A 21,906-nucleotide genomic window follows, 5' to 3' on the forward strand; every position below is an offset into this window, starting at 1 on the left:
TCTTAGCTTAAAATTTTTAAAGTACTTATGTGGAATGAAGTAAAAAATATTAATAGATAATTATTATGTAGTATCTATATATGCAACTAAATAAAAACGATGTCTAAATAATATACTGCTTATTCTAATCATCTAAATTCATAGTTTTAGTAATATGCCCCCAGTCTCTTTTATCATATAAATAATATCGCTTGTCATTACGCGGAGCAAAAAAGTAATCTGTTGCATAAAACGTACCTTTGCTCAAGAATTTTCTCCCAACTGTATCAACCGATTTGATACTAATTTTCAAATCACCTCTTTTAGCATCAGCAACAAAATAATCCTCGTTATACTTACTGCATGTATACATAAAACCATCTATAAAACTAGATATTTTGGTCCCTAGACTACCTCCCAAATTCCCAATTCCAAAACTTAGTGAATCTATATAATATCCACTATTGACTCTTGCTTGAAAATCAGTCAGGATACTTGCATCAATATCTAATTCCTCAGGTTTTTCAACATATACTTGGCCTTCTAACAGCATATATTTATTATTATCTTCATTTAAAGTATATAGTTTTAGAGTATGTCCATCAGTATAAGGCTGATTCTTTCCTATTCGCCAAGCTTTATCTATGCTAAAATTCTCGTTCACGATTAGTTCTCCGAACAAAGTTAAAGTGATATCTGAGTTATCTATTGTTATTTTTCTTATAAAAGTAGTTTTATTGTCTACCTTATCAGACCCTTCATCTCCAGCAAAATCAAATAATGTTACGGGTGCGGATAGATACACAACATCTTCATAGCTGGACATTTTTTCTGCAATCGCATTTGTACTTTTCACTGCAAAATAGGTTGTCAGCCCAACTAGCTTATAAATCGTCTCATTAAATTGATTTGGTTTCATCACATAGCTGCTGCTTGATGTTTGAGAACTGCTGCCTGAGCTACTAGAACTTCCGCTTTTGCTGCTTCCGCTACTACTACTTTTACTACCGCCACTGCTCCATTCCTTATCAGCCATATGACTGCCGCCGTGGGTATCGGTCGCTGTTTTGCTGTAGTCTGTATAATCCTTATTTCCTGATGTGCTTCCGATGATTTCTCCATACCGGTTCCATACATAGGCGAAGCCTGTGGGGTCATAGTAGCTGATTGGATTGTTGGCACAGTAGGTGTATAGGTTTAGGCTCAGTGGATCATTTAGCTGTCCCTTATAGGTATCCTGTGTGATGAATCTGGCGATTTTCGGATCGTAATATCTTGCATTGAGGTAGTATAAATCTATTTCTTCATCGTAGCGGTATCCTGCATAGGTATAGGGGTTTGGTTTTTCGTATGTCTTTTCCCTTATGTTTCCGAAAGCATCATACTGGTAGGTTCCCAGGATCTTTCCTGCCGGATCTGTTAAGGCGGTTACGTCCCCATGGGCATTGTACAGGTAGTAGGCTTTTTCGTTGTCTGCTTTTCTTGCGATCAGGTTGAGTCCGTAGGTGTTTTCTGCTTTGATGTTTCCTGTTATGTCTGTCTCCAGTATGACTTTGCTGCCGTCGTAGATGAACAGCAGGGTCTCTTCTGAGATGCTTCCTATTTTGTTTTGGGTTATCGTATGCTTGGCATCCCGGTAGCCTTCGATGTTGTAGCCATAGGCTATGGTCTGATTCCCGGTTATGGTTTTTATCAGCTGGTTGTATTCGTTGTATTGGTACAGGGTCAGTGCATCGGTGCTTCCCTCTCCCACCAGGGAGAGTGCTACGTTTTCCAGGTCTTTATCGGATAGGGCCTGGATTTGATGGTCTGCTTTGCTGACCAGGTTGCCGTTGGCATCATAGTGATAGGTTTTTTCGATGGTTTTTCCTGCCTCCTGCAGGGTCTCTCTTTCCAGCTGGTTTTTGTTGTTGTAGCTGTAGTTGGTCAGTTTGACGGCTCCTGCCATTACTTCGATTTGTGCGGTCCGGTTTCCTGCTTTGTCGTATTCAAAGGTGGTTTTTATGCCTCCGGGTTCCTGGACTCCTTTGAGTCGGTTGACACGGTTGTAGATGAAAGAAAAATGCGACAAAAGAGAATCTCTCCTTGTCGCACATAAACTAGCTCTCATCCACACTTTCAGAAATGAGTCATTTAGAACCGTCCCTTTTTGACTCTATTTTATTCCTCCTCTTTACCAAACAATCCCCTTCTCCAATAACCTGTTTTATTTATCCACAAATCTGTCAAAATATCAATCTGTTTCTTAGTATCAAGTCCTGAAACATTAGCCGCTTTGTATAGCTCTTCAAATTCCTCTACACTCATTTTTATTGATTGACTTCCTTCAAATACTTCAACTGCATTTCGTGTAAAACCACCAGCTATACCAACAATATTGCCTACTTCTGTATCTGTTTCTCTTTCTCTAAGATAAATCATTACTCTAATTAAAAATCGTACTTCAAGAGGTTTTTTCGAATCAGCAAAAATTCTGTTATTTATACCCACATGAATAATGTTGCCTTCTATTAACTCTCCATTATTATCCAAAAACGACTTCTCCCACCACTTATTAAGATTGGCCTCATTTTTAAGTAATAATACTTGTCCCTGAATTCCTTCTATAGCCTTCATAATTTCTATATCACGCATTAGTATTTCTTGAGAAACTAATACGTCCTTTGGTGTATACATCTTGTTTTTTAATACTATATTACCTATCTCATCTCTGAAAGTTAGAATTGAAATTCCTAATAATATACTTCCAATAACCACTAACCTAATAATCAACTTAGCTTGGGAATTATTACTTTTCTTTTTTAACATAATCTAACTCCTCCATTATTTAATTTTATCCCAAAAAGCATCTACAGTGGTTGTAACATTATCTACTCCAGATTTATTTAGTATTTCAGATTTAAAATATGCGGAGTGTCCTCCCCAAGCTTCCCCTTTAACATTTATATCAACATACCTAATCTCAGGCATTTTATGTGTAAATATCTCTTTTATAGCCTTAATATATGGACCTGGTGGAAGAACTACCTCCGTACCTACTTTTACATTATTTGAAACAAAGTCACTTTTAACCTGCACTCTGGTAATCTTATCTACATATTCCTTTACCACCTGTTCTCTAGGTGCCCCAATTTGTACTGCATGATATACATCTACATCCTGTTTACCTAGTTTAACAATTGCATCCCCAACTGCCTGTCCTCCTCCACTATGTCCAATCAATACTATTTGTGCAGGATTACCATTTTGCTTTATATACTCGTTAACAGCATCTACGACCACTTTGCCTCCTGTACCGTATTGCATATGCAATCCAACCTTACTGATTTGTTTTAATGCACATGTATCTTTAATTTCCTGTAGAGGATAGACTTCTTTAAATGTAACTGTCTTCCCTTCGGTTGCATACCTTTCCATCAGTTTTGATTGCATGTCTCCAAATAGATTATCAGAAGCATTCGTATTAATACCTGCAGCAAATACAACGAGCACATCAGGTTTTTTCGTACCCTTATTTACCTTGTGTTTTGGATCAGATGATAGAAACTTACTTGCAGAAGCAACCAATATACCTGATCCACTTACAATACTTTCCCGCCCTGAAGTTGTTCCTGCAATATCGCTGGTACTTTTTAATGCAAAATAGGTTGTCAGTCCGACTAGCTTGTAGATGGTTTCGTTAAACTGATTTGATTTCATCACTTTTCCGCTGTTGTTACCTGTTTGTGCACTATTATTTGTATTGCTACTTGTACTACTTCCCCCACCACTTCTTTCTTTATCTCTTACGGCTTTCGTTGCTGCTATTGCTGCACCTATTGTTGCCCCTATAATTGTCTCTATAAAGTGTCCCGTTGGGTCATGGTATGTGATTGGATTGTTGGCACAGTAAGTATATAGGTTTAGGCTTAATGGATCATTTAGCTGTCCTTTATAGGTATCCTGTGTGATGAATCTGGCGATCTTCGGGTCGTAATATCTTGCATTGAGGTAGTATAAATCTATTTCTTCATCGTAGCGGTATCCTGCATAGGTATAGGGGTTTGGTTTTTCGTATGTCTTTTCTCTTATGTTACCAAAAGCATCATACTGGTAGGTTCCCAGGATCTTTCCTGCCGGATCTGTTAATGCGGTTACGTCCCCATGGGCATTGTACAGGTAGTAGGCTTTTTCGTTGTCTGCTTTTCTTGCGATCAGGTTGAGGCCGTAGGTGTTTTCTGCTTTGATGTTTCCTGTTATGTCTGTCTCCAGTATGACTTTGCTGCCGTCGTAGATGAACAGCAGGGTCTCTTCTGAGATGCTTCCTGTTTTGTTTTGGGTTATCATATGCTTGGCATCCCGGTAGCCTTCGATGTTGTAGCCATAGGCTATGGTCTGATTCCCGGTTATGGTTTTTATCAGCTGGTTGTATTCGTTATATTTATATAGGGTCAATTCATTTGTGATTCCGTCTCCGGCCAGGGAGAGTGTCACGGTTTCCAGGTCTTTATCGGATAGGGCCTGGATTTGATGGTCTGCTTTGCTGACCAGGTTGCCGTTGGCATCATAGTGATAGGTTTTTTCGATGGTTTTTCCTGCCTCCTGCAGGGTTTCTCTTTCCAGCTGATTTTTGTTGTTGTAGCTGTAGTTGGTCAGTTTGACGGCTCCTGCCATTACTTCGATTTGTGCGGTCCGGTTTCCTGCTTTGTCGTATTCAAAGGTGGTTTTTATGCCACCGGGCTCCTGGACTTCTTTGAGTCGGTTGACGCTGTCGTAGGTGTAGGTGGTGGTTCCCCTGTTTTCTGTCTTGGTCAGCTGGTTTCCGTTGTCATCATAGGTATAGGTGTATTCGTCTATGAGGGTGCCGTCGGATTTTTTGTTGGTAAGTTTTGTGACTTCTCCCCGCTTGCTGTACTGGTAGGTTTCTTCTGTGCCTGACGGGTAGAGGATTTCTTTTCGGCCTCCGTTGTCGTTGTAGCTGTACTGGGTCACCTCTCCCTTGTTTTCTACGGCTTTGAGTCTTCCGGCTTTGTCAAAGGTTTTTGTGGTGGTGTTTCCTTCGGGATCTGTTAGGGTACTTTTTACTTCCCCCGGGCCTGCCCCCGCTGTGACATCGTAGGCATAGTGGAGTGTGCCCTGACCAGGTATTTGTTTGCTGATCAGTCGATTTTCTTCATCATAGGCCATGGTTACGGTTCCTTTGGCATCGGTCATGGTCAATGGGTTTCCATTGGGATCATAGGTATATTCTTTTTTGACCGTGCCGTTGACGGTTTCTTTGATCAGCCGTCCATGCAGGTCGTAGCTGCAGCCGAAGCGCTGTCCCATAGGGTCTGTCTTGGACTCTAAGCTGCCGTCTCCATAGTAGGTAAAGCTGGTAATTTTATCACTCCGGTAAATGTAGTTTCCCTTTTCTCCGGTTCTGCCCCCCGGCAAGATTTCCCGTGCTAATAAATTCCGCCGGTTGTATTCATAGATGATGGTATTGCCATTGCCATCGGCCTTTGTGATGAGGTTGCCCTTCAGGTCATAGGTATATTTTGTCCGGCTGCCGTCAGGGGCTGCCACTTCTATTAGCTGGTTGGCTTCATCATAGGTGTAGGCTGTGGTCCTGTTTTTCTTATCGGTCTTTGCCACCGCATTGCCTGCATCGTCGTAGGATATGCCTTCGGTTTTTCCCAAAGGGTCGATGGTGTAGATCTGCCGGTTGTTCTTATCGTATTGATATTCGGTGGTGTTTCCTAAGGCATCTACGGATTTTATCTGCAGATGGGCATCGTTGTAGTACAGTTTTTGTATGGTTTTTCCATAGGGATCTTTTTCTTCAATCAGCCGGTCCAGCGGGTCGTACTCTTTTATGTACTGGTTCCCCAGCCAGTCGGTGCTGCTAAGGATATTGCCGTTTAGGTCGTAATCATAGTGTTTGGTTTTGGAGATGCCCGCTACGGTATCGCTCTCTGTTTTCAAACGGTTTAAGGCATCATAGGTATAGGTTGTTCTATGACTCTTTCCATCGGTTTCGCCGGTCAGATTGCCCTCAGGATCATAGGAAAAATCAGTGGTAATGGTATTTTCCGGGTTTTCTCCCCTGCCGGTCTTTCGGATCATCCTTCCCAGTTCATCGTAGACATAGGCGGTTTCTTTTCCCAGGGTATCCCGGATACTAATCAGGCGCCCCGCCCGGTCGTACTGGTAGTTTTCTTTATACGGTCCAATGGTGCTGTCGGAGGGATGTTCGATGCCGGCTACGCGATTAAAAGCATTGTAGCCATAGGTAGTGACGTTTCCATTGGCGTCTTTTTGTGTCAACCGGTTTCCCAGGTAGTCGTAGGTGTTTTCTTCCAGGGTAACGGCTTGTGCCGCATTGTTTTTTTGCCTTTTTATTTGAAGCACATTTCCGTCATCATCATATTCGTATTTCAGGAGGACGCCATTTCCGTTTGTTTCAGCAATCTTCCTTCCCAATGCATCGTATTCATATTTCAGGCTGTAGGGTTTGTTCCGGTCCTTTGCCACCGGTTCAAGGACTGTCTTTAGGTGGCCTGCCAGGTCATAGGTCATGAACGTACCGTAGCCGTTTTTATATCCCAATGCATCCGCTTCCTTTTCCACCTGGCCCATGCTGTTGTACTGCATGGTTTTGGATAGAATCCGGCGCCACTGGTTGTCTGTATCTTTGTAGTAGTACTCCTTCGTCTTTAACCGCCCCATCAAATCATAGGTAAACTCCGTGCGGTTCATCTGGTCAAAGGCTGCTCCTGCCACATAGTTTTTCGGTGTTATCTCGCCTGTCCTCCGGCCTGCCAGATCGTACCGGTACAGGGTTACTGCCCCTAAGGGCTGTTTTGTTTTGATGAGGAATCCCCGCTTGTCATATTCGTATTCTGTAATATTGCCATTTGAGTCAATCACTTTGAGGGGCTGTCCTTGTGCATCGTAGAAGGTTTCTTTTAGAATTTCTGCAGGATTTCCCTCTGTATGGGTGATGTGGTTTCTAATCTGTGTTTGATTGTTGTTAAAATCGTAGGCATAGGCTGTCTTTATTCCCTCTCCGTTGAGGATTTCTTCCAGGTTTCCGTTCTTGTCATAGGCGTAGGCCGTTGTTACGGGTATGGTGGTCGCTGCCTCCAGGGGATTCCCGTGGATGTGGCCGGCCTGAACCTGCAGGGTTTCTGTTTTTATCTGGTTCCGGTGGTTATAGGTATAAGCCGTAATCTGTTTGTTTTGGCTGTCCGGATATTCTTCTTTTTGTGTCAGGTTTCCGTCTTTGTCATAGCTGTATATGCTTTTTCCCCCGCTGCTTCTCAAGACCTCCTTTACTTTGCCGTTTTTGTCATAGCTGTAGGTCTTTTGAATGCTTTTTTGCGGTTGGCCGCCAAGCAGGACACCGTCCACCCCGATTTTCTCTTCCAGCACCCGCCCCGCTTTATCGTAAACATAAGCTTTATAGGTATACCGGAGATTTCCATTTCCCTCATCCAGCGGAGTATATTCTTTGACTAACCGGTCCAGCGGATCATAGTAATAGTAGATGGTGCTTCTGTTTTTCAAGGTTTTGGCTTTGAGTTTTCCGTTCATGAAGTATTCAAAGCTTTCGCCGGTACCGTCAGGATACTCGATTAAAAGCGGATTTCCCCTGTAATCATAGGTGGTAATGGTCACTGCCCGGTCCTTGTGATTGAGGTATAGGGTCTGCTTGGTTTGCCGCTTGTTGTCAAAGGCTTTCAGGTATTCGTATTCCTCCAGGGTTTTTGCCTCACCCCCGGCCGTTTCCTTGAACTGCACTTTACTAAGCCTGTCTAGCTTATCATAGGCATATACATAGATGCCTCCGGAGGGAAGGGTTTTTGTCTTGAGGTTTCCATATACATCATAGGTATATTCGGTTTGGTTGCCCATAGGGTCCGTTTCCGTCTTCAGCAGCCCATTATCAAAATATGCATATCTTCTGCCATCATTCCCGAGATAGGTATTGTTTGCCCCCTCATCAGCAGAATTGTACTGGTTGGGCAGTATCTCTTTAACCTTTCTTCCCAGGATATCATATACGATCCTTGTGGTTTCCCCTTCCTGTTCAATGACTTTTATCCGCTGGCCGTTTTGGTTGTACTGGTATTTTGTAACATATCCTGCAGGGGTCTTCTGCTCCAGCTTCCAGCCAAGGATGTTGCCGTTAAAGGTTGTCGTATGGCCTTCCGGATCTTTTATGGTTTTGATATTGCCATAGGCGTCATAGGTATAGGTAATGCTGTTGCCTTCAGGATCTGTTTCACTTTTTAACAAGCCCCTGGCCAGGCTTTCTCCATCTGTATAGTAGGTGTAGGTGGTTATTGCGTAATTCTCAGGATTGATTACATCATCGATGCTGGCATTGGCCACGCTGAGGGCTTCCATCGCCGCCACCGGTTCCCCGTAGACAAAATCCGTAACCGCAGTTTCCCGTATCCCATTTAAATCCTCTTCACCGAAAGGCATTTGCAACAATGGGACATCTTCGGGACCGGCAACAGCCTCCGGTGCTTCGCCCAGCTGTTCCAAGAGTTCTTCCGGTATACCTGGAAACATTCGTTTCAGGCTGAGGATTTCTTCCTCCTGTTGGGATGCGTAGCCAGCTGCACTGTATTGGGGTCTTATAATTGCTTCCAGCGCCCCGTCGCTGCCGGTAAATGACCGGAGTACTTTTAACAGGTATACCTTGCTTTCATCATAGATATAATAGGTTACCCGGCCCTCCTGGTCTGTTTCTTTAATGATGTTATTTTTCTCATCATATAGAATGGTTTTCGTACTGCCGTCAGGATAAGTCACCCGCGTTACATTTCCCTTATGGTCTATTTCATAGACCGTCTTGTTTCCGTATTCGTCTATCTCGTATTCAATGTCTCCAAATTTGTTTTCTCCAAAGGTCAGATAGTAGCGGATTTCTTTCTCCCTGCCTTCCGGGTCCTGCTGCTTGGTGATGTAGTTGCTCTCATCATACCAGTAGGCCCACATCCTGTCACTGTTGTTTTCTACAATCGTGGTCTTTTTGTTGGTCGTATCATAGGTATATTTGTTGATGCTGCCATATGCATCCACCGATTGGATAACCTTTCCCTGGTCATAGCCGGTGGTATGGTTGTAGGTCAGCTTTTGAATGACTGTATGGTTGTGATTCTTTATTTCTGTAATGTACCCATGGCTGTCATAGGCATAATACATTTTCATTTCCGCAGGGTCGGTTGCTTCCGTCAAAAGATTATTTTGATACTTGTAGCTTACTTTTCTTCCCATAGGATCAGATATCTCACTGATCAGTCCGCTGCTGTTATACAGGATGGAGTAGGATCTGCCCGCCTGATCGGTTACCTTGGATATTTTTCCGCTGCTGTCTAGGGTAATATTGACCGCATTCCCCTTTGGGTCCTCCATCTGCGTCAGGCGCCTGTCCTTGTTAAAATTATATATATATTGGTCCTTCGTCGTAAGGGTATAGGTTCCGTCGGCATTTTTTACGAAGATGCTTCTGTTGTCTTCCGGCCTGTAGGAACCGTCTGTGAGTTTTTTAAACATCTGGATGCTGCCGTTGGGAAGGTCTACCCGAATGTTGTTTTCCCCAAATATGTTTCCTTCAAAACCAAAGGTCCACCCCTTGCCCAACAGGCCGCTTTCGTAGTTTTTGGAATTATAGGTCCTGCTGATATTGATGTGAAAGCCCGGTGCCTCCAGTTCCATGTCGTTGACAGTAAAGGAGTAATTCCCTGTTGACGGATTTACCCCGCTTTGTCCGTAATGAATCTGCTCCTTTATTTTGGAGAGCTGGTCCATGGTATACCAGGAGTCATTGTTAAATTCATTGTCCCCCGGATTTGTATAGCCATCCTCAGGGTCCACATAGGTATCCGGCTGGGGTTTGATATTTGCAAGCACCCCATAGGCATCTACCCTGCCGTTGGAAGTGACTTTCCCTTGCAGGGTATTGCAGACCACTGCATTTCCTAATATCCGGTCCGTTATTTCCCTGTAGTCCAGATTGGGCATATAGCTTTTCAGCAAAGCGGCTACTCCGGTCACGTGAGGTGTACTGGCAGAGGTCCCTGTAAAGAGATCATATTTGTTTTCCGGCATAGTGGTCATGATTTGCTCTCCGGGCGCAGCAATGTCGATATAGGGGCCATAGCCGGAAAACCTGCTTCTTACTCCCTTGTTGTTGACGGATGCCACCCCCAATACATTGGGCAGGTCAAAGCATGCGGGATAGGTAGGATGGGTCATGGTATTTCCACCCCTGTTTCCGGCAGCTGCGATAAACAGGATTCCGCTGTTTTTCATGGCATCCTTTAAGGCATAGTTATTGTCTGATCCGCCGAAGCTGCAGTTTATGATTTTGACGCCCTTTTTCATGGCATACTCGATGGCCTTTATGGCGTCACAAGTATACCCGGTGGTTCCGTGTATGAATTTTAAGGGCATGATCTTAATATTCGGGGCCACCCCCGCAACCCCCTTGCCGTTGGCCGCTGCTGCAAGAATCCCTGCTACAGCCGTACCGTGCATGTCATAGGCTGCCCCGTCATATACCGTATTGTCCCCGTTGAAGAAGTCCCATCCGTTTACATCGTCGATATAGCCGTTATTGTCGTCATCAATGCCATTTCCGGGGATCTCGCCGGTATTGCGGTATATATTATCCCTTAGATCCTCGTGGTAAATATCAATTCCCGTATCCAGGATTCCTACGATCACTTCCTGGCTTCCCCCGGTCAAATTCCATGCAGGCCGGATATTGATATCGACGCCCTGCCGTCCTGCTTCCCCGCCGGCTTCCTGCCCGGTATTGTACAGTCCCCATTGGTGCTCAAACAGCGGTTCTGCAGGCGTTGACAGTATGCTCAGCGGGTAGTTGGGCTGTACATATTCTACATCAGGATCATCCTTTAGGCTCTCCGCCAGTTTATACAGGTCCTTTCCATCGGTTTCCAAAACATCCATATTCAAAAGCTCAGACTTATACTTTGTCTCCAGTCTGCTTAGGTTCAGTTCCTTTTTAATTTTGTTTTTCAGTCTGTCCTTTTTTTCCTGAAGCTGGTTATGCTTATCGTTTAGACCTCTCATCCCAAAGTCTGCCGGATAAGAGCCGGTTGTCATTTTCAAATCCATCTGCGGTTGGTCTTTATATTTGACGATAATCTGATTTTTCCGGTCATATACTGCACCCGTTACCGTTTCTTCAGATAACTCCGGAGCAAATTCGATGTTTTCGCCGGTTCCATAGACTTGGTCCGCTACCGTATCCCTGTTTTTTTCCGGATCGCTCAAGAATACATCCAGCATCATGGCGGCTTCTGCCAGTACCGGTACGGTGTCCGCCGTGAAAACATTCACAAGGATCATCAGGCAAACCAATACTCTGGCAATCTGTATATATTTCCCTCTCATAATATCCCCCTTGTTTACTTGGTGGTATAGGTGATTACCACTTCATTTGCGGTTTTCAGCTTAAAGCGTACGCTGTTGATGACGCCGGAGTATGCCTGCCCCTGCGGAATGATTGTCTTTTTCTTAAACTGCAATACCCCCGGTTGATTCTGTATAACCTCGATATCTGTTCCTGCGATATTTCCCACGGTTTCATCCTTTTTAGCCGTAAGGCTGGATAGGTCTACAATTTCAAGTTCCTCCGGGTTATATGTGAGGGTAAAGGTATATCCATTAAAGCTTTCTATATTGGCAGCGGTTATGACCAGATCTTTTTCTTCTCCCACCGCACCTGTGACTCTAAATTCCTGGGAAGTACTGTTGGTTACTGCCGTAACCCCATCACTCCACGGGCTCACACCGGTTTTATTTTTGCTTCTTACCCTATAGGTGTATTGGGTATTGGGTGCCAGTCCGCCATGAAGGTATTTGTTGGATGCGCCTACATTGATGATCTGGCTGTCTATCTGTATCTCATATTCTTCCGCATCGGTCACGCGGTCCCAGGTTACCAGTACTGTAGACGCAGAAGCTGCTGCCGATAGGTTTCCAGGTGTACCGGGATTTTGGGCCATAGTTTTGATCTTTACCGGTACGCTCCACTGTCCCGGCCCTTCATTTGTTGTGATTCTTACCGAATAGGTATATTCCGTATTGGGCAGCAGGTTTTTATGGATGTAGCTGTTCTCCGTTAGGTTTGTAACGGTTTCTTCTCCGATTTTTACTTCGTACCCTGTGGCACCATTCATTTTTTCCCATACCAGTCCGATTTGATCCTTGGTGGTTATGGCTCCGATGCTTTGCGGAATTTTGCTTCCTTCTCCTGCTGTAAAAACAACCAAAGGCAGGGTGAATGCACTGGTTCCCTGGCTGTTTACCGCCTGGAGGCTAATGGTGTGCTGCGTTCCCTTTAATAGGCCGGTAACGGTGTAAGTTGTCCCTGTAATGTTTCTGATAATGTTCCCATCTATCTTCATTTCGTAGCTTTCTGCACCGGCAACAGGACTCCATGCCACAGCGATTTCTGTTTCTGAAGCCTGGGTTGTAATCCCTCCCGGCTTTGCCAAAGCATAGGTAATGAGGTTTAAAGGATCGCTCCACTGGCTTACTTCACTGCCGTTTCTTGCCCTGATCCTGTAGGTATGGCTGGTATTGGGGTTCAGTCCCTCGTGGATGAAGACGGTATTGTTTCCATTGTCCAGGATGACACCCTCTACATCTACGTCGTATCCGTCCGCATTGGTTACAGCCTCCCAGGATACGGTAATTTGGGTATTGTCGGCTTCTCCCTTCACCCCTGAAGGAACCGTAAATATATCTGCCTTTGTTCTGATGATAATCAGCCTGCTCCAGTCACTGCTGCTGCCGTCCTTTACCGACCGTACTCTGTAGGAGTGCTCCGTATCGGCCAGCAAATTGTCATGGATGTATTCTGAAAGGGCTCCAAGGCTCCTGATATTTCCGTCTACTTCTATCTCATAGGTTAAACCGGGAATTGTACTCCAGCTTATTTTCACCTTGTTCTTGGCGGGTTCTACAGCCACATTTTGCGGAACCGGCAGCTCCTGATCCTGGGTTACAACGGTTAACAGTTCACTCCATCCGCTTTTTCCTGCAGGATTGATGCTCCTTACACGGTAGGTATGGCTGGTATTGGGAATCAATCCGGAATGTACATAGTTGGTGCTGTTGCCGTTGGAAGTAATATCGCCATCCACCTCGATATCATAAGCGGTGGCGCCATTTACAGCATTCCATGTAAGGGTGATGGTATTTCTGGTGGCCAATGAGTTGATATTTGCAGGTGCAGTGGGAACCGGCGGCAGGGTGGATTTCGTAATGGGATCACTCCAGGGCCCTGCCACGGCGCCATTTTTTCCCCGCACTCTATAGGTATGCTCTGTATTGGTGATAAGTCCTGTATGGGTAAAGCTTGTCCCCTGTACGCTGCTGAGGATTTGTCCGTCTCCTTCTATTTCATAGGCGGTGGCATAGTTTACCAGCGGCCAGTATATGGTAATGCTGTTCATATCCGCCGTGGCCGTCAGTTCTCCTACCTTTGGCGGGGGTGTTGCCAGGGTTGTACCTGTGGCGGGTGCGCTGAAGCCTGTAGCGATATCTTCCTGGTTTTTGGCTTGTATCTTATATGAATAGGTGGTTTGCGGATTTAGATTTCTGACAGTCTGTATCATATTTTCAGGTCTTATCCAGGTTGAAATCGTGGTTTCCTCTCCTGAAGAGGTTAAGTATCTGTTTGTAGCCGTGTTCACAATTTGATAGACCGTACTTGACGCATTGCTGTCTGTGATTTTTATATCTAATGTATAGGATGTAGGATTTTGTACGGTAATCTTGGGTATTTCAGCTTTTGTATAAATCGTTTGTACATTGCTGGATACTATGTGTTCCATCATATCTCTAGCTTCAAATTTTACTGTGTAACCTGTGTTAGGCAATAGTGAGTTCTGAGTGTAAGATGTACTAGTAATCCAGTTTGATATGTTTTGTCCTATGGTATATCGATATGGGGTAGCATGAAGCCCTGAAATATTATCTGTTGCAGTTCCCGTTACCGTTATGCTTGTAGAAGTAGAACTAGTACTTACATTTCCCAAGGTGGGCGGAACCTTATCTACTTTAAACGGAACAATAGCACTGGCAGTATTTATTCCATCGCTGATTTCAAATCTAATTGAATGGTCTCCCTCACTTAACAAAGACATATTTAATGGATTAAAATTTACAGTTTTATCTGTGGATGTACTGCTAACCGTTTTTATATCTCTTGCGTTGGTTTCCATATCAACGTAATATCTACAAGTCAATGTGTCGTTTTCTTGATCTGAAACAGTAATAGAGGGTATAATATTAGTATCCTTCTCACTATAAATATTATTTTTTATAGGAATATTAATTGCCAATTTTGGAGTAGTGTTAGGTTTCATTGCCCATATTTCTTTTTCATTTGTAAAAATATATATTGTTTCGTCAGATAACATTGCCTGTGCAGTGACCCGGGCAGCAGGCATTGTTGGTCCTTCACGCAAGGTATATGTAGCTGCATTATAAATATAACTTTTATTAGTCATATCTCCGGCAATATTCGTATGGTTTCTGGAAACAATGAATATTTCTCCATTAGATAATAATGTACCATCAATCCATGTAGGATCATATCCATTTTCATTCGCAGATATTGAAACTAGATTTGCATATTCTTCCCCTGTGTCAACATGAAAAACTTGAAACCAACTGTTAACTATAGAAGAAGCAAATCTCCCTCCATAATATACAACCTTCGATCCTATCAGAAAAGCTTTTTTGATACTTGATATTCTTCTTTTGGGAACACCTTCTGTTCTCCATTTGTTTGTATCAATATTATAAATTGCTCCACGTGGAGTCCCATTTGTAGAACCATCATTTCCTCCAAACATATATATTTCACTATCGGATATTCTTACTGCTGCTACACGAGAATCATCATAAGGAGCATCCGCTTTGCGTGCCCATGTATTCGCATTGATATTATAAATATAGGTATAGTTTCTGCGGGATGCACTACTACCGCTATCATGCCAATAGTTAAACATAATAAACTTGCCGTTGCCTAAATATAGTGTTGTTCCTACCTCCCACATTTTATATGGAAAATTATGCTGCTTAACTGTCCATCCTTTGGTTTTGGTATCATATATTCTCACTTCAGTTTCTAATAAGAATACAATTTGATCATTTTCCATAGCATGAGCGGTGGGCATTGTTCCTGCACTTGATCGCACTAAACTACCCTCATAAGTTCCAATTACATCAATTTTCTTATAGTCTTCGGCAGTAAATGCAGCTTCAGCAGTAATTCCTTGAAGAAACATAGCGTTAAGTAAAATCAATAGTACTAAAGTATTGACCTTCACCTTACTTAAATGTTGATTATACCTGACTTTTTTCGTGTTTAATTCATTCTTTAGATTTAACGATTTCAACGCTTTTCCCCCTTTTAAAAATTTTAGATATACATAACTTTTTTCTTGATTTCTTATATCTTGAAGACTATAAATAGCCTTAACACAGTATTTAATGATTTCTTCCATTGACAGAGGTTTTCATCCTTTTTACAGTTCAAATTGCGCCCTGCGAAACTAAAAATATTTAAAAATCTACGTCAAACATCATTTTACTACCTTAATGTTCAATAAATCCCATAATTATGTATATTTCTATAATATATTCTATTTTTTAAAAAATCTAACAATTAATAACGCATTTTTCGACACTTCAGCAGGTAAAAGCTTTCTTGAGGCTGATTGAGCATATTTTCATAAAAAAAGAGCACTTGCTGATTGCTTCAGCTTGTGCTCTTTACGCAGTGCCTCCAAGGGCCTATTTTATAATACTACCTTTGATAAAATTTCCTTCTCTGCTGCAGTTACCTCAGTCTCTATTTTTTGAACCTTCCCGGATACTTCCTTTACAAATGCCTCATCTTTAATCGATCCCAGGTTAATCTTCACGTTATACAAGGCAGACAGTACAGCCGTTCTGGCCATCATGGCTGCAACAGCACCATCGGTTACTGCGTTTTTGTTGCCTTTCTCTACTACCGCTGCAACCATTGTCATCATATTGAAAGCATCTGTGGCTACATCCAGGGGTACTAGTGCAGCATTTTTTGTGGCCTCCTGGATTGCAGCCTTTCTGGCATTCATTTCTTCTTCTGTTCCCTTTGGCAGTTTGAAGGCTGCCATCACTTGATTGAAGGCGTCACTGTCCCGGTCAATGTCCGCTGCAAGCTTTTCTCTCAACTTTGCTGCATCTTTTGCAATTTGCTGCATTTCTTCCTCCAATCCCTCATAGCCTTTCTTTCCAATGGTCAGATTAGCTACCATTTCTGTCAATGCAGCGCTTACGGCACCGCTAAGGGCTGCGATACTGCCGCCGCCAGGCACCGGTGCATTGGAAGCGGTTTCTTCTAAAAATGCCTTTATATTTAAATCAACTAGCATAAAATACCTCCTTTTTCTTTGTCAAACACCAGTTGTCCGTTCTTTACAACCTTCTCAACGGTATTGACCCCTACATGATAGGGAATATATTTATAGGATGGGAATTCCAAAAGAATGATATCGCCTTTCTTTCCTACATCGATACTGCCTATGGCATCTGCCCGGCCTACAGCGGCTGCACCATTGAGGGTCAGTGCGGTCACTGCTTCTTCAGGACTCATGCCCATATACAGGGTTGCCAGTGCAAAAGTCAGCGGAATAGATTCTGTAAAGCAGCTGCCGGGATTTAAATCTGTTGCCAGTGCTACAGCGCATTTATGGTCAATCATATATCGGGCTCTTGCATAATGCTCTCTTAAACTGAAAGCTGTATTAGGCAGTAAGGTGGTGATTACCCCCTTTTCTGCCATGGCTTTTATACCCTGGTCCGATGCCTGCAGCAAATGGTCAGCAGATACGGCGCCCAGCTCTGCAGCCAATTCTGCACCGCCCAGCTGGACGATCTCGTCGGCGTGAAGCTTTAGTTTCATGCCCATCTCTTTGGCTTTCGCCAACAACCTTCTGGACTGCTCCACGGAAAATACATTCTTTTCGCAGAAGATGTCACAAAACTCTGCCAGGTTTCGTTCCACCACTTCCGGCAATACCTTTTCGATGATAAAATCGATAAATTCGTCTTCTCTGCCCTTGTATTCCTTCGGTACAGCATGGGCTCCCAGGAAGGTTTTTACCACATCGACCGGATGGACTTGATCGATTTCCTTCATCACTTCCAGTTGCTTGATTTCCGTTTCATAATCCAAACCATAGCCGCTCTTGCCTTCTGCTGTGGTAACACCAAAGGAAAGCATGGAATCCAGCCGCTTCTTTCCTGCTTTGAATAATTCTTCCCTGCTGGCTTCTTTTGTAGCTCTGACGGAGTTAATAATGCCACCGCCACGCTCCATGATCTCCATATAACTGTCGCCCCTTAGGCGCCAGGAAAATTCCTCTGCCCGGTACCCTCCAAACACAAAATGGGTATGGGAATCCACAAAACCAGGTAGTACAGCCTTTCCAGCCGCATCAATTACCTGCTCCGGATAATGGGTGAGCTTCTGCTCCACTTCTTCTGTGGTGCCTACCATCTGAATAATTCCGTCTTCTATATAAACTGCACCATTGGGGATAATATGCAGTTCCTCCATTGCTTTGCCGAACTTTGGCCCAAACCCGCTGCAGGTTACCAGTTCCGCAGCATTTTTAATCAGTATGGTTCCTTTTTTCATGACACTACTCCATTAAGCTGGTTTCCAGCACCTTGTCCATGGAGAAGCCTTCCAGACCTAAGTAGTAAGCAGCGGTATCTACTAAGGCCTCCATTGGTACCAGTCCCACAACTTCACTGCCGATCACATTGACACCGTATCTCTTTGCTTCCATTCTAACGGTTTCAAAGACACGGTACATAGCAGTTTTCGTATAGTCTGTTAAATTCATGGTAACCTGCGTAATCCCTTTGTCCGGAATCTCTACCCCACCGGCTTTGCAATATCTAAAACCGCCATTGGAGAACCGGATATTCTTGGCGATATTGTTGGCAATCTGGATATTCGGTGTATCTAAGCTGATATTGTAGGCAATCAGCGGCATTCTAGCGCCAACCGCCGTAACACCTGCTGTAGGATGAATCTGCGCTTTGCCAAAATCCGGCTGCCACTCCGGATTTTTTAGTTTTTCCGGCATTCCCTCAAACTGTCCTTTTCTTACATCTGCAAGGTTTTCACGCTCCGGCTTGGAAGCCGCCTTCTCATAGAGGAACACAGGAATATTGTATTTCTCTGCCACAGCTTTTCCGGTTTCCTTAGCCAGTTCGATGGCTTCTGTCATGCTCATATTCCTGATTGGAATAAAGGGCACCACATCGGTAGCACCCATTCTGGAGTGCTGACCTTCATGCTTTGTCATATCAATCACTTCTGCCGCAACACCAATAGATTCAACCACTGCATTTTTTACAGCCTCCGGCTCCCCGATTACGGTTACCACCACACGGTTATAGTCCTTATCTGCTTCATAGTTTAAGAGCTTAACCCCTTCTTTGCCTCTGAAGGGAGATACAATTTTTTCGATTTTATCCAGGTCCCTGCCTTCACTATAGTTCGGCACACATTGTACGATTTTTCCTTTGCTCATGTTGTTTCCACCTTTCTTATATGTATGTTATTCATTGCAGTAGAAAGTATATCTTGCCCGGTTTTTTAGGGATGACACAAGGCCATCCCCTCCATCCCCAGTTTTTTATTTACCCTTTAAAAGCCTTTTCTACCAAAGATTTTACCAACTCTTCTTTTGGAATGAAAGGTAGGGTAATATGGTCTGTTCCTTCGTTTTGTTGGTTGAACTCAATGCTGGTACTGATAGAGTTTTCGTTTCTTGCCCAAGCACGTCTTGCAACACCGCCCATTACGTCCCAAGGCATAGCAGACTTAAGGATTTCATCCACACGGGCACTGCCGTCTAATACCATACCAAAACCACCATTGATGGATTTTCCGATACCTACGCCACCGCCATTGTGAAGGGCTACCAGACTCATTCCTCTAGCTGCATTTCCCGCAAAGCATTGGGTTGCCATGTCTGCCATTACATTGCTGCCGTCTTTAATGTTGGAGGTTTCTCTGAACGGGGAGTCTGTACCGCTCACGTCATGATGGTCTCTGCCCAGCATGATCGGACCTACTTCTCCATTACGCACCATTTCATTAAACTTTAAAGCGATCTTAGTTCGTCCCATGGCATCCTGATACAGGATTCGTGCCTGGGTACCTACTACCAGTTTATTTTTCTCTGCATCTCTAATCCATACATAATTGTCCCGGTCCTGACCTCTTCGATTTGGGTCAATGCACGCCATAGCAGCTTGATCGGTTTTCACCAGATCTTCATGCTTGCCGCTTAAGCACACCCATCTAAAGGGTCCGTATCCAAAATCAAATAGCTCCGGTCCCATGATATCTTCTACATAGGATGGCCAGATAAAGCCGTCCTTTTCATCCACACCGTTTTTGGAAATCTCCTTTACCCCTGCGTCGTAAACGGATTTCATAAATGCATTGCCGTAGTCAAAGAAATAGGTTCCACGCTCTGTTAATGCCTTAATTAATTCAAAATGTCGTCTTAGGGTCTGGTTAACCATTTCAATAAATTTTGGTCTGTCCGCTTTCAGCATTTCTGTTCTTTCGTCGAAGGTCAATCCCTGTGGGCAGTAGCCACCCTCATACACTGCATGGCAAGAGGTTTGATCGGAAAGCAAGTCGATTTTAATATTGTTTTCTACTGCATATTCTAATAAATCTACAATATTTCCATGATAGGCAATAGAAATCGGCTCTTTCTTTTTCATGTACTCCTGTGCCTTGTCAAATACTTCCTTAAGGTCTGCAGATACGATGCTTACCCAGCCTTGGCTGTGTCTTGTTACAATTCTGGAATAATCCACCTCTGCAATAATGCCTACGCCATTGGCAATTTCTACAGCCTTTGGCTGTGCCCCGCTCATACCGCCTAACCCAGAGGTAACAAACAGCACGCCTCTAAGATCCTGATCTTCTGGGATGCCCATTTTTAGTCTTCCTGCATTTAGCAAGGTGTTAAATGTTCCATGCACAATTCCTTGGGGTCCGATATACATCCAGCCCCCTGCCGTCATTTGTCCGTAGCTGGCTACCCCCATCTGTTCTGCGATATCCCAATCCTTTGGATTGTCAAACATACCTACCATAAGGGCATTGGTGATGATTACACGGGGTGCCTCCGGCTTTGATTTAAATAATCCCAGAGGATGCCCCGATTCAATCACGAGGGTTTGTTCGTTGGTCATCACTTCAAGATATTTCTTAATCAGCTGATACTGCATCCAATTTTGACAAACCTTTCCCGTTTCTCCATAAGTAACAAGCTCATAGGGGTACAACGCTACATCAAAATCTAAGTTATTGTCAATCATTACTTGGAAGGCTTTTCCTTCTATGCAGTTTCCTTTATATTCGTCAATCGGTTTTCCTTTGATTTGTCCTTCAGGACGGAAACGGTATCCATAAATTCTTCCTCTTGTGAGCAGTTCTTCTAAGAATTCCGGTGCCATTTGCTCATGCAGGTGCTCCGGAATATAGCGCAGTGCATTTTTAAGGGCTGTCTCGGTCTGTGATTGGGACAGTTTAAAGCCTCTGTCCGGTGCCCTCCGAATCCCTTCTGCAAATTTCGGATAGACTGGCAATTCGTCTGCCAGCTTGATCGTCATCGCCTGTGCGATGTCATAATTTCTGATCATTTTTTATTCCTCCCTTTCCTTAATCCTTATCTTTCACTTTGATTTTTAAACTGTATCTATTGATTTCTGCTGCTTTGTCAGCCCTTTATAATGTAAAGGTTTTCATTTGTCTTCATTATATAGCATTACCGTCACCAAAGCGTCTAATGCGAAAAGAAAGTTCTGAAAAATCTCAAAAAAAATAACCCTTTCGGGTTTCAGTCTATTGATAAAGCCATATTTTCATAGAACTTCCTCATAAGCTTCCGATTCGCGACTTGACGAAGGTCACTTTTTTCAGCTGCCTTATTCCGTAAAAGTGTCCTTGTCACGGAGCAGGGAGGATCTTATGAGGAAGTTCTCAGCAAGAGCTAACGCTTTGGGGTTTAATTTTCACGGCTGTGGATCACCACAATGATGTCTTCCGGATAATTGTTTCCAGCAGTCACTGCAATAACGATATCTTGCAGGATCGAGGGCTCTGCCGTTACCACGACTGTATCCTCTGAGGCCTCAGCAGTTTCCTCCTGCTCATCCATCTCCTTTATTGTTTCTTCTGCAGCAGCTTCTTCTATTTCAATAGTTCCCAGTTCTTGGTCATAATCTACTTTTAATCCCAGGCTTTCCAGGATAAATCGAAGGGGCACCAAGGTTCTATGGTTCATCATCTCAGCGGGTACATCCAAGAACATTTCCTTTTCATTCACCATAGCGATTTGATGATTCAGTTGAATGATGATCCGATAGTCATTTTTTTCTATGGTTACAGTTTTTGTATCAGCCTCCCAGCTGACATTCGCTCCAAAGCTCTCTGAAAGTGCGCGTGCAGGAATCAATGTTCTTCCTTCTTTGATTACAGGGGGTGTATCAAACTTTAATAGTCCCTTTTTCGTAATAATATTTTCAACAGGAATAACTTTAATCTTGGAGTTTTCCTTTTGCATGTTCTCACCCAGTGCCCTTAGGGCTTGATATTCTTCCGGGGTATAGTTTAACTTCATGACTTCCTTCATTTCCAGTTTTATTTCTTTTCGTTTTATTTTATTTTCGACGGTTTGATCTAGATTCTCTTCCAGTTTTTTTAATTCTTCATGGTTGGCAGGCTGATCTTGCGGCTTTGCTAAAACCATGGCTGGACTTGAGAATAATATTCCCGTAATTAAAACAGCAGCCATTTTTCTATGTACTTTCTTCAAT

General features: G+C 43.5%; 9 protein-coding genes. All 9 read right to left on the minus strand.

Going from position 1 to position 21,906, the window contains the following annotated elements; genetic code table 11:
* Positions 1-124: 124 nt before the first annotated feature.
* On the minus strand, positions 125-2,050 hold the full coding sequence (locus Gferi_RS10415) for an RHS repeat domain-containing protein (protein ID WP_069976188.1): 1,926 nt from the start codon (positions 2,048-2,050) through the stop codon (positions 125-127).
* Between the two features lie 89 nt (positions 2,051-2,139).
* Positions 2,140-2,787, minus strand: a complete 648-nt coding sequence (locus Gferi_RS10420; RefSeq protein WP_069976190.1) for a hypothetical protein — start codon at positions 2,785-2,787, stop codon at positions 2,140-2,142.
* Between the two features lie 15 nt (positions 2,788-2,802).
* Positions 2,803-11,376, minus strand: coding sequence for a S8 family serine peptidase (locus Gferi_RS10425; RefSeq protein WP_069976192.1), 8,574 nt, complete (start codon positions 11,374-11,376; stop codon positions 2,803-2,805).
* A gap of 14 nt (positions 11,377-11,390) precedes the next feature.
* The gene (locus Gferi_RS10430) at positions 11,391-15,398 is read right to left on the minus strand and encodes a fibronectin type III domain-containing protein (protein WP_156782371.1); all 4,008 of its coding nucleotides are present in this window, start codon (positions 15,396-15,398) and stop codon (positions 11,391-11,393) included.
* A 402-nt stretch (positions 15,399-15,800) separates the two neighbouring features.
* Positions 15,801-16,418 (minus strand): cyclodeaminase/cyclohydrolase family protein, encoded by a 618-nt coding sequence (locus Gferi_RS10435; RefSeq protein WP_069976196.1) that lies wholly within the window; start codon positions 16,416-16,418, stop codon positions 15,801-15,803.
* Positions 16,412-17,686 (minus strand): imidazolonepropionase, encoded by a 1,275-nt coding sequence (hutI, locus tag Gferi_RS10440; protein ID WP_069976197.1) that lies wholly within the window; start codon positions 17,684-17,686, stop codon positions 16,412-16,414. Before hutI ends, Gferi_RS10435 begins: the two co-directional genes overlap by 7 nt.
* Before the next feature lie 4 nt (positions 17,687-17,690).
* Complete coding sequence (gene ftcD, locus Gferi_RS10445; protein WP_069976199.1) at positions 17,691-18,593, minus strand: glutamate formimidoyltransferase; 903 nt, start codon at positions 18,591-18,593, stop codon at positions 17,691-17,693.
* A gap of 109 nt (positions 18,594-18,702) precedes the next feature.
* On the minus strand, positions 18,703-20,730 hold the full coding sequence (locus Gferi_RS10450; protein ID WP_069976201.1) for a urocanate hydratase: 2,028 nt from the start codon (positions 20,728-20,730) through the stop codon (positions 18,703-18,705).
* Positions 20,731-21,095: 365 nt separating this feature from the next.
* Positions 21,096-21,905: a copper amine oxidase N-terminal domain-containing protein gene (locus Gferi_RS10455; protein ID WP_069976203.1), complete on the minus strand. Its 810-nt coding sequence runs from the start codon at positions 21,903-21,905 to the stop codon at positions 21,096-21,098.
* Position 21,906 lies beyond the last annotated feature (1 nt).

Origin of the sequence: Geosporobacter ferrireducens (assembly GCF_001750685.1) — a bacterium.
Taxonomy (GTDB): domain Bacteria; phylum Bacillota; class Clostridia; order Peptostreptococcales; family Thermotaleaceae; genus Geosporobacter; species Geosporobacter ferrireducens.

Excerpts from the sequence above, each read along its gene's own strand:
- Gferi_RS10420 (WP_069976190.1), bottom strand. The coding sequence starts at position 2,787 with ATGTTAAAAAAGAAAAGTAATAATTCCCAAGCTAAGTTGATTATTAGG.
- Gferi_RS10425 (WP_069976192.1), bottom strand. The coding sequence starts at position 11,376 with ATGAGAGGGAAATATATACAGATTGCCAGAGTATTGGTTTGCCTGATG.
- Gferi_RS10435 (WP_069976196.1), bottom strand. The coding sequence starts at position 16,418 with ATGCTAGTTGATTTAAATATAAAGGCATTTTTAGAAGAAACCGCTTCC.
- hutI (WP_069976197.1), bottom strand. The coding sequence starts at position 17,686 with ATGAAAAAAGGAACCATACTGATTAAAAATGCTGCGGAACTGGTAACC.
- ftcD (WP_069976199.1), bottom strand. The coding sequence starts at position 18,593 with ATGAGCAAAGGAAAAATCGTACAATGTGTGCCGAACTATAGTGAAGGC.
- Gferi_RS10450 (WP_069976201.1), bottom strand. The coding sequence starts at position 20,730 with ATGATCAGAAATTATGACATCGCACAGGCGATGACGATCAAGCTGGCA.